This is a genomic window from Candidatus Frackibacter sp. WG13 (assembly GCF_900114655.1).
Classification (GTDB): domain Bacteria; phylum Bacillota; class Halanaerobiia; order Halobacteroidales; family Acetohalobiaceae; genus Frackibacter.
The window spans coordinates 65282-80567 of sequence record NZ_FOTT01000008.1 but is presented as its reverse complement, the minus strand read 5'-3'; the positions used below and the strand labels follow the sequence as shown (position 1 = coordinate 80567).

Annotated in this window: 11 protein-coding genes; all 11 read right to left on the bottom strand. The window is 35.5% G+C overall.

Annotated elements, in window-relative coordinates; all coding sequences use genetic code 11:
* Positions 1-125: 125 nt before the first annotated feature.
* Positions 126-2867 carry a UPF0182 family membrane protein gene (locus tag BM077_RS06005; protein WP_089748712.1) on the bottom strand — a complete coding sequence of 914 codons (2742 nt, stop codon included), beginning with the start codon at positions 2865-2867 and terminating at the stop codon, positions 126-128.
* Positions 2868-3058: 191 nt separating this feature from the next.
* Positions 3059-3823, bottom strand: coding sequence for a 2Fe-2S iron-sulfur cluster-binding protein (locus BM077_RS06000; protein WP_089748711.1), 765 nt, complete (start codon positions 3821-3823; stop codon positions 3059-3061).
* A 21-nt stretch (positions 3824-3844) separates the two neighbouring features.
* Complete coding sequence (locus BM077_RS05995; RefSeq protein WP_089748710.1) at positions 3845-4375, bottom strand: 4Fe-4S dicluster domain-containing protein; 531 nt, start codon at positions 4373-4375, stop codon at positions 3845-3847.
* A 113-nt stretch (positions 4376-4488) separates the two neighbouring features.
* On the bottom strand, positions 4489-6330 hold the full coding sequence (gene nuoF, locus BM077_RS05990) for an NADH-quinone oxidoreductase subunit NuoF (protein ID WP_089748709.1): 1842 nt from the start codon (positions 6328-6330) through the stop codon (positions 4489-4491).
* A gap of 29 nt (positions 6331-6359) precedes the next feature.
* Complete coding sequence (gene nuoE, locus BM077_RS05985) at positions 6360-6860, bottom strand: NADH-quinone oxidoreductase subunit NuoE (RefSeq protein ID WP_089748708.1); 501 nt, start codon at positions 6858-6860, stop codon at positions 6360-6362.
* A 143-nt stretch (positions 6861-7003) separates the two neighbouring features.
* Positions 7004-7795, bottom strand: a complete 792-nt coding sequence (locus tag BM077_RS05980; RefSeq protein WP_089748707.1) for a methyltetrahydrofolate cobalamin methyltransferase — start codon at positions 7793-7795, stop codon at positions 7004-7006.
* A gap of 69 nt (positions 7796-7864) precedes the next feature.
* On the bottom strand, positions 7865-8830 hold the full coding sequence (locus BM077_RS05975; protein WP_089748706.1) for an acetyl-CoA decarbonylase/synthase complex subunit delta: 966 nt from the start codon (positions 8828-8830) through the stop codon (positions 7865-7867).
* A gap of 64 nt (positions 8831-8894) precedes the next feature.
* Positions 8895-9650 carry an ATP-binding protein gene (locus tag BM077_RS05970; protein ID WP_089748705.1) on the bottom strand — a complete coding sequence of 252 codons (756 nt, stop codon included), beginning with the start codon at positions 9648-9650 and terminating at the stop codon, positions 8895-8897.
* 40 nt (positions 9651-9690) lie between these two features.
* A complete protein-coding gene (locus BM077_RS05965) occupies positions 9691-11601 on the bottom strand; it encodes an ASKHA domain-containing protein (protein ID WP_090003473.1) in 1911 nt (636 codons plus the stop codon).
* A gap of 37 nt (positions 11602-11638) precedes the next feature.
* Positions 11639-13000, bottom strand: a complete 1362-nt coding sequence (gene acsC, locus BM077_RS05960; protein ID WP_089748703.1) for an acetyl-CoA decarbonylase/synthase complex subunit gamma — start codon at positions 12998-13000, stop codon at positions 11639-11641.
* A 135-nt stretch (positions 13001-13135) separates the two neighbouring features.
* Entirely contained in the window at positions 13136-15262 is a 2127-nt protein-coding gene (gene acsB, locus BM077_RS05955; protein WP_089748702.1) for an acetyl-CoA decarbonylase/synthase complex subunit alpha/beta, read from the bottom strand.
* Between the last annotated feature and the right edge of the window lie 24 nt (positions 15263-15286).

Below are 15286 nucleotides of genomic sequence, written 5' to 3'. Positions count from 1 at the left end.
GTATTTTCCTAATTTTATTCATTCTATAGAAAAGAGCCAAGCGTAATTTTACACTCGACTCTTTGATATCTTCTCATATAAAACAGATCTATTATTTTAATTCCTGACTTTATTTTAATCATAGATTATTTTGATTGAGAATTTAAATCTTCTAAGATATTTCCTAGCTTGTTGATTAATTCACCATATCTACTCCACTGACCTTTGGTCAAACTATCTTGTGCCTGTTTATAAAGCTCTAAAGCTCTCTTAGTTAAGTTTTCAACATCTACTATCTTCTTATCTTTTTCTATTTCTGTTTTTGGTTCTTGAGGTTCTTCTTTTGCAACCCCAAAGATCTGAGTAAAAGCATCTTCTAAGTTGTTAGTCATAACTAACTTGTCTCCAAAGGCAACTATCACTCTCTTCATCTGCGGCAACTGACTCTGCTGCGCTTGTAAATAAATTGGTTCCACATATAATAATGAATTCTCAATTGGAATAACCAATAGATTTCCTCTAATTACACTTGAACCTTTCTGATTCCAGAGACTTAATTTCTGTGAAATACTGGAATCCTGATCTATTCTAGCTTCAATTTGCATTGGTCCATATGTTAATTCCTGTTTAGAAAATTCATAAAGTACTAACTTACCATAATCTTTACCATCAGATTTAGCTGCTAACCAAGAAACCATATTATTCTTTCTTGCCGGAGTAAATGGTAACATTAAGATAAATTCCGACTTATTTTCATTAGGCAATTGCATAATTGTGTAGTAAGGTTGCATCTGAATACTATTGCCAGCAAACTTTTCATTTGGTATATTCCAAAGGTCTTCATTATTATAGAAAACAACTGGATTTTCCATATGATACATCTCATAAAGCTTTGCTTGCACTTTGAATAGATCTTCCGGATATCTAATATGCTTCTTCAAACCTTCTGGCATCTGGGAAAAAGGCTTAAATAAATTTGGAAAAATATTACCATAAGTTTTAACTAGTGGATCAGAATCATCAACTATATAATAATTAACCTCACCAGTATAGGCATCAACTACTACTTTAACTGAATTTCGAATATAATTAAAAGCGCCATTATATGGTTCTGAATAAGGATACATATTAGTAGTAGTATAAGCATCCTGAATCCAATATAATTTCCCGTCATCATTTAAAACTAAGTAAGGGTCTCGGTCATACTCTAGGAAAGGTGCTATCTTGTTAATTCTCTCTTTAATATTACGATCATATAACAAACGACTATCTCTTGTTATATCATTATTTAAAATCATTTTGAATGTGCCAAATCTAATAGAAAACGCTAACTTTCTAATTATTGAACTTAATTCAACTCCACCCGACCCCTGGTAAGTAGTATATGCATTTTGATCTCCCATCGGAAAATCGAACTCTTTTGACTTAGTGTTAGTAATTACATAATTATTAGTCTGTTCACCAAAATAAATACGAGGTTCTTTAACTTTTAATTGAAAATCAGACTCTGGAGGTATATTCTTAATTAAAAATTCTGGGAGTCCTTCCGAAGTAACTTGATTAACAAAGTTCATTGCTAATCCAAACCCATGAGTATACTTTAATTTTTTATTAATCCAGGTGTTCGCTCTTGTTGGAAGTTGGTTTTGGTTTAACTCTCTTGCTGATAACATCACTTGTCGATACTCACCATTAATTTTATAACGATCAATATCTATATTTTTAAAGTTATAATATAAACGCATTTCCTGTAATTGACTATAAGTCTGCTTTAATGGTCTACTATCCCACAAACGAATATTATTGATAGTAGCTGGATTATCTTTAATATCTTGTAAAGTTAAATCTTCATTAATTTTAAATTCTCGTTCTTCAACTTCATCTAAATTATATGCTAACTTAGTAGATTTAATATTATACTTTATGTAAGGAGTTTCTTTAGCTATTTCATTAGGTTCTACTTGAAATCTCTGAATTAAAGCAGGATATATGCTTCCTAAAGCAATTGAAGCAATAATTAAAGCAACAATACCACCAAATACTAATTTTAAATTTTTAGTGAAAATATTAATAAGCATAAAGATAGCTACTATAACTGCAATAACAGTTAATACATTAAAAGCTAACAAACTAGCATTTATATCTGTATAGCTTGCTCCAAATACTACCCCTCTACCAGAATATAATAGATCATACCTAGATAACCAATAACCTCCGGCCTTTAACAACATAAATAATGCTACTAATACCGAAAGATGCAACCTAGCTCTAGAAGCCTGATTAATATTCTGACTTAATAGTCGCTCCGAATTAATGAATAGGTAGATGGCAGCTGAAATTATACCACTTACTATTAATAATACAGTCAGTAATTGATATAAGAACTTATAAAAAGGTAATTTGAAGACATAAAATCCGATATCTTTATTAAATATAGGGTCTGCCACCCCAAACGAAGAACTATTTAAAAATTCTTTAACTATACGCCAAGCATCTGCATTAATTGAACTAAATAAAAGACTAATTAAAATACTTATCCCTAAAAAGACCCAGGTTAAGTTTTTACTATTTATCATATCTAAAAACTGATTTTTTTCAACTGCTAATGGGTCATCAACATCATGGATAGTAACTTTATTAGCATCCTTATATTCTAATATTTCCTTCTTTGTAATCAAAAGATTGATAAAAACAAATAAAGCAAACAGTAATCCTATTCCTATAGAGATACCAATCTTAGTAAAGAAAATAGTCTTAAAAACTGATAAATAACCAATATTATCAAACCATAACCAGTCAGTATAAAAGTTTATCCCTGACAAAAATAGAGAACTAATAATCAACCCTAAGGCAACTATAATAAATAAAAACTTTCTAGTAAATTGCATTACTTTCCCTCCTTCCTTGATTAACTTCTACTTAAAATTTATTTCTCCTCTTTATAGTTTGGAATAATCATCCTAATATTATACAAATAGAAATGAACTTTTTTCCAATAAAAATAAAGCAGCCAAGACTTGGCTGCTTTATTAACTCAGATCAGAACCTTCCTGTTATAAAAGCTATTCCTTATAATTTACTATTTTGCTTCTAAGAATTTATCAGCAAATTTATTCATTTCTTTATTACGTCTACAAGCTTCACACAATTCAAAGTTCTCTTCTGGATAATAAGCAAAATCTTCTTTCTTTAGTTTTTCTATCATTCTCTTAGGATTGATATATTTGCCACACTCTGCACATTCGGCAAGTTCAAGCTCTGTATTGAAGTAACGAATATATCGCATTGCTTCTTCATCTTCAACTGTTATAGCCCCTGTAGGACAGACTTCAGCACAAGCTGTGCATCCTATACATACATCAGAGTTGATAGAAAATGGCGTATCAACTTTAGTTTTATAACCTCTTCCTACAAAGGTTATCGCTCCAGCTCCTACTTCTTCTTTACAAGCTCTAACACATCTGCCACATACTATACAATCAGAATCCTCTCTAGCTTCAAACCTACTTTCTTGAACTCCTAGTTTGCTAAGAGATGCTTTTAACTTTTCTGACTCTGGAGCCTGAGCTAATAAAAGTTCAGCTATAAGCTTTCGCTCTTCAGTTAACCTTTCTGTTGCTGTCTTAATTTCCATGCCGTCCTCTACAGACCTAGTACAAGCAGTATCTATCTCCGTATTACCATTGTTAGTTATCTCTACAATACATAATCTACAGGAACCATAAGAACTCAAGCCATCATGATGACATAGAGTCGGAATTTCAATACCTATCTCCTCTGCCACTTTAAGGATAGTCTTCTGTTCCTGTAATTCAACATCTTTACCATCAATTATTACCTTCATTATATCACTCCTTCCCTTTCATTACGGTAGGCTTACTTTTTTATAAACTACAGTTGGAATCTCTTTTCCAACTTCTTCTTGCTTATCCTCAGGTAATTCATCTAAGCTAACAAGCTTCAATGCCTTTGTAGGACATCCTGATGCGCACGCTGGCTCTGCACCTTCTTCTAAATTTTCTATACAGAAATCACACTTAGTTACAACACCGTCTGCATTATCCTCCTTTAAAACTCCGAAAGGACAACCAACCTGAATACACATCTTACAGCTTAAACACTTATTATCGTCTACCACAACTGGAGATTCAGGATTTGCTCTTCCTATAGCATTTGTAGGGCAAATAGTCTCACAAGGAGCATCTTCGCAATGACGACACTGCCAGAGAATATTAATCCCTTTTACCGATTCTACTCTTATCCTATGTTGTGGTAGAGGGTTTTCCTGAATAGCTGTCAAGAGATCTTTAGATTTAGAGTGAGCAGTAGCACATTCAAGCTCACATGTATGACATCCCATGCATGTATCTAAATCAACATGAATTATCTTTCGCATTTTATCCCCTCTTTCCTATACGCTTAATATTTTTTGCTTTTTCCTTTTGTTAACAAATAACCCCAATAATTTATTGAAGTTAAATATAAACTTCCATTACCGTTAACTCATAACTATTTTTTAATTATTGCATCAAAAGGACAAACATCTATACAGACACCACATTTAGTACATTCGGTTCTGTCTATAGCATGCTTCTCTTTCTTCTCTCCACTAATAACATCCGCTGGACATTCATCTACACACTTAGTACAACCTGAACAATCATCTGTAACATGATACTCAATTAATGGCTTACATGCTCCAGCTGGACATGTTCTATCATTTACATGAGCTTCATATTCATCCCTAAAATAATTCAATGTTGACAATACAGGATTAGAAGCCGTCTTACCTAACCCACATAGTGAAGTATCGGTTATCGTTTTACCTAGATTCTCTAATTCATCTAAGTCCTCTTCTTTTCCTTTACCTTGAGTAATTCTTTCTAGTATCTCTAACATTCTTTGAGTACCTTCAGAACAAGGAGTACACTTACCACAAGATTCAGAAACTGTAAAGTCTAAAAAGAATCGCGCTATATCTACCATACAGGTTCCTTCATCCATAACAACTAATCCACCAGACCCCATCATTGCTCCGGCATCAGTTAAAGAATCATAATCTATAGGTAAATCTAGCTTCTCTTCTGGCAGACAACCTCCAGATGGACCACCAATCTGTACTGCTTTAAACTCTTTATCATTAGGGATCCCGCCACCTATATCATAAATAATTTCTTTCATTGTTATTCCCATTGGAACCTCAACTAAACCAGTATTATTGATCTTACCTGCTAAAGCAAATACTTTAGTTCCTTTGCTATCCTCAGTTCCAACTGAACTAAACTCATCAGCACCATTGGTGATTATTGTTGAAATATTGCTATAAGTTTCTACATTGTTAACATTGGTAGGCTTACCCCATAAACCTTCTTGAGACGGATACGGAGGCCTAGATTGAGGCATCCCTCTTTTACCCTCAATAGAAGCTATTAAAGCTGTCTCTTCACCACAAACAAAAGCTCCGGCACCAGCTTTAATATGCAAATCAAAGTCAAAATCAGTTCCAAATAAGTTTTCTCCTAATAACCCACGCTCTCGTGCCTGAGAAATGGCCTTCTTTAAACGTTTAACAGCCAATGGATACTCAGCCCGAACATAAATATATCCTTTATCAGCACCAATTGCATAACCAGCAATAATCATACCCTCCAGTACCTTATGAGGGTCTCCTTCTAATATACTTCGATCCATAAAAGCACCTGGGTCGCCTTCATCAGCATTACAGATAATATACTTCGTGTCATTTTCAGCATCACGCGTAAACTGCCACTTAAGACCTGTTGGGAATCCTCCTCCCCCTCGCCCACGAAGTCCTGCCTCTTTAACTTCGTCAATCACTTCTTGAGCTTCCATCTCCGTTACAGCCTTACCTAATGCTTCATAACCACCTGTAGCTATATATTCTTCAATATCTTCTGGATCAATATGCCCGCAATTAGCTAATGCCGTCTGTTGTTGTGCGCTATAAAAGGCAATATCTCGATAAGAAGAAATACTCTCTTTACTAACTGGGTCTTGATACAATAACTTTTCAACTACTTCTTCTTTTAGCAACTGCTCTTCTACTAACTCTTTTGTATCCTCTGGACTTACTTTACAATAAAATACTTCTTCTGGATAAACAATTACAAGTGGGCCCTTTTCACAGAAGCCATGACAACCCGTCTCAACTATTTTATATTCATCTTCTAAATCGTTAGCTGCTAATTCACTGCTTAATGCTTCCTGAACTTCTTTACAACCGGAAGAAACACATCCTGTTCCTCCACAGACTAAAATCTTTTTTTCTGTTTTTTCTAAATCTATCTGAACTTTTTCCTTTAATTCCTTTAATTCTACCAGTGATTTCATAATATTCACCTCCATAATTTTACTATATTCTAACCTTGATTATATTGGTCTAAAATCTTAGGAACTTCACCCGGCGTTAATAAACCATGAGTATCATCGTTAATCATCATTACCGGTGCTAGACCACAAGCTCCAATACAAGCTACAGACTCTAGAGTAAATTTAAGATCTTCTGTCGTTTCTCCATCAGCAATACCCAACTCATCTTGTAGCCTTTCAAGAATCCGTGCTCCACCTCTAACATGGCATGCCGTCCCCAGACAAACTTTAATAACATTTTCACCCCGAGGTTCTAAATGAAATTGAGAATAAAACGTAGTCACCCCATAAACATCACTAAAGAAAATATCCAAGCTATCTGCTATTTCTCTTAAGACTACTTTAGGTAAATAACCGTATTCTTCCTGAGCATCCTGTAAAACAGGAATTAGATCTTCCTCTTTCTGATCATAATTTTCCAGGATTTCTTTTAATGGTGCTAAGTACTTCTCTTTATTTTCCTCTAAATCTCCACACTGACATGTCGTCATTATATAATCCCTCCTTACCTTTTATAATCAGGCCTATTATACTTTAATCTTGAATCAATTCTAAAAAATTGAGGAGTAAATTGAGGAGCAAAGTTGCTCCTCAATTCCATGAAATTTACTCCTTAGTTTCAAAACAGTATAGTTTAGGAACTTTTTCTAAACTGATTTAAGAATGAATCACAATAAACATCGTTACCTAGTAAAATTTCAGCAGTTGCAATAGCATCTACTAAGTCTTCATCATCAGCTTCCATAATAGCCGCATCTAAACCAGCAGCCATTGCCATTACCATGAAGATACGATTAATTAACTTCATATTATTACAGTTCTGGGAAACGTTACTTAATCCTAATACAGTCTTAGGAGCAGGGTCAGCTAATAACTTCACCTGACGAATAGTATCTAATACTTCAGGAGCATGCTCCTGAGCAACATTAACCGGTAGAATTAATGGGTCAATGAATACGTTCTCCATTGGAATACCATGAGCATCAGCATTAGCTATAATCTCCATAGCCTTAGCAGTTCTAGTTTCAGCATCCTTAGGAACTCCACTCTTATCCATAGCTAAACCAATAATTTCAGCATCATACTCCTTAACTAAAGGCAAAATTCTTTCTAATTTCTCAGGTTGGGCAGTTGTAGAGTTAATCATTGCTGTTCCCTTGTGCACCTCTAATCCAGCTTCAATTGCATCTATATTAGTAGTATCTAGAGCAACTGGAGCATCAACTTCATCTTGAATAACCTCAACTAACCACTTCATTACCTCAGGAGAATCTTCAACAGCTGGACCTACATTAGCATCAAGGTAATTAGCACCCGCTTCTAACTGCTTTACTGCCCACTTCTGAATTGGCTTTGGATCTTGGTTCTTAATTGCCTCCCCAATATCATTAAACATTCCATTAATTCTTTCTCCAATAATAATCATTTCTAATAATTACCTCCTTAATTTTTGTTAAATTTAGCTTGAAAGCTTTTAGCTTTAAGCACTAATTATTTACTCATTCATTAGGTCTTCTACATGCTTCTTTATATTTTCAGCAGTCTTTGGATGGCAAACTACTAAAATATTAGCACCCGCTTGTAAAAGAGGAGTTGCAGTCAAAGTTTCCCATAAAGGACCTCTTACACTTAAGTCGCCCCATCCTTCCATTTCATTTTGTGGTGTACTAGCTTCTTTAGCCTTCCAGGCTTCACCACTAATGAAGTTAATGATTGGCATAGACAACATCTTATCATCTCTTAGGGCACCTAAACGAATTCTTTCCATGATAGAGTAAGAGTACTCCATACCATAACCTAATCCACTGATAATTGGATCGATAACAATTCGATCCTCCTTAACTCCCATATCAGTAAGTAAGATATTTAACTGCTTACAGATATTTACGTCTACTGGAGACTGAGCAACTATGCTATGCCCATGAATCATACACGCTCCCGCAAGGGTCTTATAATTATCTTCGTCTGCAATACCGAATAATAGGTTTTCACCTTCAGTATCTGCTGCAACAGCCTTTAAAACTTCATTATCCTTCTCAACATCATCACAGCCAAGAATAATTAATGGAACTCCTACTGCTTCTAAAACAGCATTTACAGTTTCAACAGCATCTTCAGCAGAAGCATCCTGACCATTTGGATTAGTACTGTCTAATTTTAAAGCAAGTAATTCAGCATCATATTCTTCTACACATTTTTTAGCCCAATCAACTGGGTCTGCCCAAACATCACTCCAAGCTTCAACTAGTGGTTCTGGCATATCTTCTGGCTCTTCATCAGAAATTTCAAAAGCCACAACCGGTTTATTTGGAAACTCCCCTTCGAAGTGTAAGTAAGGAAGTGCAGTTTCACCTCCAACTGTAACTGTAGACGTTCTAGTTCCTCCATCTTCTTCTGTAGCGCCAATAGTTAATTCATTTACTTGGCCACTCCATTTTTCCTTTAATAATTCTACTGCCATTTTATACGCCCCTTTCTCTTGTTTTAATAAATTTCTTGATTGGTATATTTATTTTTAGGCTTCTCTAATCAGCCAAAATTGTCTTACCAACAATCTCTTCCACAGCTTTAACTGCTAATGAATCATCTGGTAATTCTACCAATGGATTACCATGCAAATCATATTCAGCGACCTTAGGATCATGAGGAATCGTTCCGGCCATTTCTAAACCAGTCTTTTCAATCTCATCTCCTAGTGCTTCAGTTACATTATCCGGTGCCTTAGTTATTATTAAATACAATTGGTCAATATTTAATTTAATATCCTCTACAATATCTTTAACACGACCAGCAGACCGAATTCCTCTAGCGCTGGCATCACTGATTACAAATAAGATATCTATATCTTGCGTTGTTCTTCTACTTAGATGTTCTAAACCTGCTTCATTATCCAATAATACATAAGGATAATTATCACTCAGGTCCGAAAGAAACCCTTTCAATAAGTCATTTGGGTAACAATAACAACCTGGTCCAGTTGGACCTCCCATTACTAATAGGTCTACATCCTTTTCTTCCACTATTGAACTTTTTAATTGGTATTCCACATAACTTGCTTTATCCATTCCTCCTGGTGGTCTACCTTTCATCTCCTTAAAATCATTCAGTAACTTAGTTATTGTTGTATAAATATCCATGCCTAATGCTTCATTCAGGTTGGCATTGGCATCCGCATCTACAGCTAAAATCGGTGTTTCCCCATTCTTAATTAAAGTTCTTGTTAATAGGGATGTAAAAGTCGTCTTTCCAGTTCCTCCTTTTCCGGCTACTGCTATATTCATAATTACCACTCCCTTACCACTTTGACAATTTTAATTACTATTATCCTGCAACTGAAGGAAATAAGCTTAAATCAGTATGTGGAAGAAATTGAGCTGAAACAAATTCATCTGTGAAAGCATGACTTTGATCTTCAGCACTTAATTCTAAATAAGTCATCTTCTTAGCAATCTCATTTACCTGTTCAAAAGCTTCTTGAGATAATAAAGATTTCTTAGCACCTTTTAGAGATGTATTACCAACAAATTTAAATCTATCAGCCGGTAAGTCAGGAAGTAATCCTATCTTCTTAGCATCATCTAAGTTAATATAATTTCCGAAACCACCAGCAACTAAGACCTGTTCTATAAACTCTTCAGTTAATGACATATTCTTAAGCATCATTCTTATACCAGCGTAAATAGCGCCTTTAGATCTTAATAAGTTTTTAATATCATTTTCAGTAATAACTATATCCTCATTTATTCCTGCTTCTTCTTTCGGCACTAATAAAAATTCTTTTTCATATTCACGATCTCTTAAACGACCATGCTCTAAGTCTTCATTAAATTTCCCAGATCGACTTATAATTCCTACCTCGTTTAAAGTAGCAATTAAATTTATTAGTCCTGACCCACAGATTCCTATTGGTGGAACATCATCAATAGTGCTATACTTTATTTCATAAGTTTCTTCATCTATACCAAAATATTCTATAGCACCGCTCATGGCTCTCATACCATATTCAATTCCCCCACCTTCAAAGGCAGGACCAGCAGAACATGAACAAGTCATTAACCAATCTTGGTTACCTAGTACTAACTCACCATTAGTCCCAATATCAATGAATAAAGTAATACTTTCTTGATTAGATAGCTCTGTTGCTAAAACTCCAGAAGTAATATCTCCACCAACAAAACTAGCTACACCTGGCAAATAATGAATCCAAGCTTCTTCTTTGATATTAATCCCTAACTCATTTGCCTTTAAAGGCGGAATAAAGTTAGCAGTTGGAATATACGGATCCAACCTAATATTATTTGGGTCAATACCTAAGAAAAGATGACTCATTGTTGTATTTCCTGCAAAAACAGCTGTCTTAATATCACTATACTCTATTCCCTGTTTATTGATTGCCTTATCTATTAATTCATTAATACTCTTGATTACTGCCTGGTGTAATCTTTCTAAACCACCCTCATTCTCAGTTACAAAGTTAATTCTGCCAATCACATCATCACCATAGTTAGCCTGTTTATTATAAGCTCCTTCACTTACTACTGTTTGACCAGTACTTAAGTCTACTAAATCTAAAGCTAATGTAGTAGTACCTATATCTACAGCTATTCCATAATCAGGATTTTCATCATCTGGTGAAATTAACTCTGAAACTTCATAATTTCCATTCAAAGCTGTTAATGAAACCTGTGTCTTCCAATCATTTTCTCGTAAGTGATCAGCTAATTCATTTAAAACGGATAATGGAGTTATTAAAGGTGGTAATTCTCTATCTCGATTAATCTCAGTATAGAGTCTTTCTAAGTCACTAGCATTATCAACTAATGATGGTTCACTTAACTCCAGTTCTAACCTCTTATAGATAGGAGATAACTCTACTTCTTCCGCAATTTGTAATTCCTCTTCTGTTAAGAAGTCTTCATCATCTTCTACTAGAATTTGGTGTTTACTTAATCGTGACTCTGGTGGAATTTCAATAACTACATCACTGGTTATTTCTGTTTTACAAGCCAGAACATAACCTTGTGATAACTTGTCAGGGGAAAGATTCCCCTGATCAAGCTTATTCACTTCACCTTCTTTAACGATTACCTGGCACTTTCCACAACTTCCAGCACCACCACAGACCGCCTTAAGTTCAACTCCAGCATCTGCTGCCAATTCTAGTAAGTTCGTTCCCGAATCACAACTAACTTCTATTTCATTCGGCAAAAATTTAACTTTATTTTCTGCCATATCTACTCCTCCTTAAGACCAGACTGTTTAGTACTAGTTAAGCGCCTAGCTCTTTTTCCCATCTATTCTTAATGAAGCTTGGAATTCCAGAGCATTCACGTGGTCCAACAAGAACATCCCAACCTGAAGCTTCTTCTAGCTTACCACTAACAACAGCTACATGCCCAGGAATAATAACCTTTCTATGGCTTACTCTATCTTCAATATCTGTCTCTTCAACCATGATTTCACCGATCTTCTTACCTCCATATTTACCAGCAGAGTAAGCAGTAAGTACAGAAGTACCATCAGTATCGATCGGAATAATATATGCATCAAGCTTACCACCACTAATATCTCCTTCAACACTATAGTAAGTTAATGAGAAGTTAGTAGTAATGAATACTGGTGATAACTCATCTGGTTCACCAACTTCATATACTTGATTTGGATCAACAGTGATTGGTACTCGTGGGTCAGTATAGATATTCTGTCTTACAGACAATAATGGTAGTAATTCTGCTAACTCAATGGCATCACTTAAGACTACAATACCAGCATACTTAGAAACATAAGTACTAGCTTGCATAATTTCTTCTTCATTGCTATCAGCATCAGTGAAAGTAATAGTTGGGAAACCGAATGGTCTAAACTTCTTCTTAATACATAGTCTTCTGATTACATTTTGATCAGCTAATACTTGGGCTGTTTCTCTAGAACCAGAATCTATAACTAAGTCTTTATGACCTAAGTCTTTTACTTTCTTAGATAACTCGGCTAAACTATCTAAGTCATCCCCTTTAACTGCTAATGGACATTCATTATCCATAGCTAAATTTGTCATTTCTTCATAATTATCTTCCGTTGCTGCATAAATTAATGGATTCTTATCAGCAACCACATCTAAAGCTCCTTCAATAGCCGCTGGATCTTGAGAAACTAATACTAAAGTACGGTCAGTATTTTCAGCAGTTACCTTTACCGCCTCTACAAAAGTATCAGCATCATCAGAATCGTTTACAACAGCTACCATATCTACTTCAATTACCTGCCCAACTCTTTCAAAAGTTAGAGCATCTGCTTTCTTTACTCTATCTGCAATAGCATCTACATCATTATCATCACTAACTGAAACTGCAATTCCAGTCTGATTAAAGAATGTTTTATCATGTCTAAATAACTCTGTCTCTCCACCTACAGCTAATTCGTAATCTCCACTTCCAATATTAATTTCTGCAATTGGAGGTGCAGAAGCAGCATCTAAAGCTTCCTTTGCCTCGTCTGAAACATCTGGACACTGGTCCAGTGAAGCTTTCCCCTCTGCTAACTTCATAGCAAAAGCTAAACAAGTAGGAGGTCCACATTCTCCACAGTTAGTTTGCGGTAATTTCTTGTAAATTTCTAATCCTGTTAAACCCATAATCTGATTTCTCCTTTCATATTGTTGAAATTAGTTTTTTAATATATTTTTTGGTGAAGGTTGAGCACCTAAAATGCTCAACCTTACTATTAAAACTTCAATCTTATTCAATTATTAATTAAATTCAGCCTTAAATTAACCCATAAGTGGGCCCATTTCTAAAGCAGGATGACCTTTCTCTTCTAGATATGGTAGAACTTCATCTACAGTAGTACCAACCGTTTCATCAGCAATCATATCATAGAAGTTATCAAGACCTAGCTCTTCACCACGTCTTTCAATATCTTCTTTCAAGTGTTCTTTTAATTCTTTAGGCATCCAAACGATTCTTCTTATACCTCCATCACCCTTAACAAACTTAGGGCTGGCAACATAAGACTTACCGATTCCCATGAATCCTGGCGTCTGATTTCCTCCACCTACTGTTCCAGCTAAAGTAGAGAACTTCATACCAACAGGAGTCTGACCGGCAAATTCACGGTTTACAATCATAAACCCATTTGCTTCTGGAAGCATCGCCATAATAGCCTCAAAGCATCCACAAGAAGTCATTGGCTTATCTATGATTGAATAGATATTTACTTCTTCAATATTACCACTTGACTCTTTATACTGTCTTTCATTACATCCTGTCCACTGCCCCTTATGATCGTCAATACATTCTCCTAATTCGACAGGCTGGTTAGGACCAGTTGGTTCGATCTCATATGCTGCTTTAGCATCTAACCAACTAACAGCTCCACATAATCCAACTCGGTCAGGAGTTACAATACATACGTGATTTGGAGCAAAAGACTGACATAAAGTACAGTCATAGAATACATCTACTGACTCATCAGTAAGCTCTCTCATTCGATCATCACGTTTCTTATAACGTGCTCGAGCTTCTTCTAATCCTTCCTCAATCTTATCTTCATCAGTAATGATTCTAACCTGTAATCTATCAATAAGTGATGGATATTCAGACTTGAACTTAGCGTATAAAATATGACCTATACCTTCAATTGTAAATCCTTTATCCACCGCATCTTTACTAATTCGAACCCAGTTAATGTCACGCTGTCCTACGTGCCATAAACCTTCACCATAGTTACAGAAGTAGTGTACTCTTCTTTCAAATACACCTTCGAAGTCTTCTTCCATATTTCGGCCGTACACATCAACGAAGATACCTAGTGGTAGCTTGTCGCCATCTTCAATATCCTCAATATCAGGGCCGATGACTTCTACCTTACCGTCTTCTACTTCTTCTTTCTCCCGCATTTTAACTAACTCAAAGGCTGGAGTTCTCTGTCCACCGAACTCAACATACATATCGCTACTTCTGATCTGCTCACCTTCAAATGCAGGCCCTACAGTAATTGGCACTGGAATATCTACAATTTCAATGTGGATATCCTGTAACTCAAGACCCAACTGGACTGCTTCTTCGTAATCTTTTTCAGTTACGAACCAATCAGGAACCTCTTGTATATCCTGGTCAGTAATAACCGGTAGTCCTAAGTGATTTGCTGCCATTCCAACTGCAATTCTAACCTCATCTAACTCTCCTAAAACAAGAACGAATGCTTTGATTCGATCTCTAATATAAGTTAAGATTGCTTCGTAGTCACCACGTTCCTCACCACCGAAAGCTAACGCTGCTCTTACAGCAAAGTTAACAACGTGGATTACCTGAGTAAAGTGACCTAAAGGAATAGTTAAGTAATCAAGACCGATCTTAACATCCTCTTCAATTAACTGTTCGATAATCTGATCATTAAGAACTGTTAAAATACCTTTCCCCTGTAAGTCCTTAACTAACTCAGCAGCCTCTTCACTACTACGAGCTTTACCAACAAGTAATGCAATACCAGGAATTGTACCATCTACTAATGGTACCCCTAATTCTCGTAATACTCCATCACCAACGAATCCAGTATAAACTTCATCTTCATATGGATCTTCATCGCCAATATACTTTAATGCCTCAATAATCTCAGCAGATATTGCTGTTAGCTCACCAGCCATTTTTGCATTTTCAAAATCAAACTCGTGCTTTAAGTTCTTTTTAAACTTATTTAAAATCTTAGGCAACTGTCCAAGTTTTGTTACCTTAGTTCCTTCCAATCCTGAAATAACAGGTAGCTCATATCCAGTATCAGGATAAGCTACTTCAGTATCTGGACCATGCTCCTTCAGTGCCTGATTAAGACGAGTTTCAGCAAAGCTAGTAGCCACTATAGTCCCTTCAATCGCTGCTTTACATACATCTATAGACATTTTATCTCCTCCTTATACTTGCAT

Excerpts from the sequence above, each read along its gene's own strand:
- BM077_RS05975 (WP_089748706.1), bottom strand. The coding sequence starts at position 8,830 with ATGGCAGTAGAATTATTAAAGGAAAAATGGAGTGGCCAAGTAAATGAA.
- BM077_RS06005 (WP_089748712.1), bottom strand. The coding sequence starts at position 2,867 with ATGCAATTTACTAGAAAGTTTTTATTTATTATAGTTGCCTTAGGGTTG.
- BM077_RS05970 (WP_089748705.1), bottom strand. The coding sequence starts at position 9,650 with ATGAATATAGCAGTAGCCGGAAAAGGAGGAACTGGAAAGACGACTTTT.
- nuoF (WP_089748709.1), bottom strand. The coding sequence starts at position 6,330 with ATGAAATCACTGGTAGAATTAAAGGAATTAAAGGAAAAAGTTCAGATA.
- BM077_RS06000 (WP_089748711.1), bottom strand. The coding sequence starts at position 3,823 with ATGAAGGTAATAATTGATGGTAAAGATGTTGAATTACAGGAACAGAAG.
- BM077_RS05980 (WP_089748707.1), bottom strand. The coding sequence starts at position 7,795 with ATGATTATTATTGGAGAAAGAATTAATGGAATGTTTAATGATATTGGG.
- BM077_RS05965 (WP_090003473.1), bottom strand. The coding sequence starts at position 11,601 with ATGGCAGAAAATAAAGTTAAATTTTTGCCGAATGAAATAGAAGTTAGT.
- acsB (WP_089748702.1), bottom strand. The coding sequence starts at position 15,262 with ATGTCTATAGATGTATGTAAAGCAGCGATTGAAGGGACTATAGTGGCT.
- acsC (WP_089748703.1), bottom strand. The coding sequence starts at position 13,000 with ATGGGTTTAACAGGATTAGAAATTTACAAGAAATTACCGCAAACTAAC.
- BM077_RS05995 (WP_089748710.1), bottom strand. The coding sequence starts at position 4,375 with ATGCGAAAGATAATTCATGTTGATTTAGATACATGCATGGGATGTCAT.
- nuoE (WP_089748708.1), bottom strand. The coding sequence starts at position 6,860 with ATGACGACATGTCAGTGTGGAGATTTAGAGGAAAATAAAGAGAAGTAC.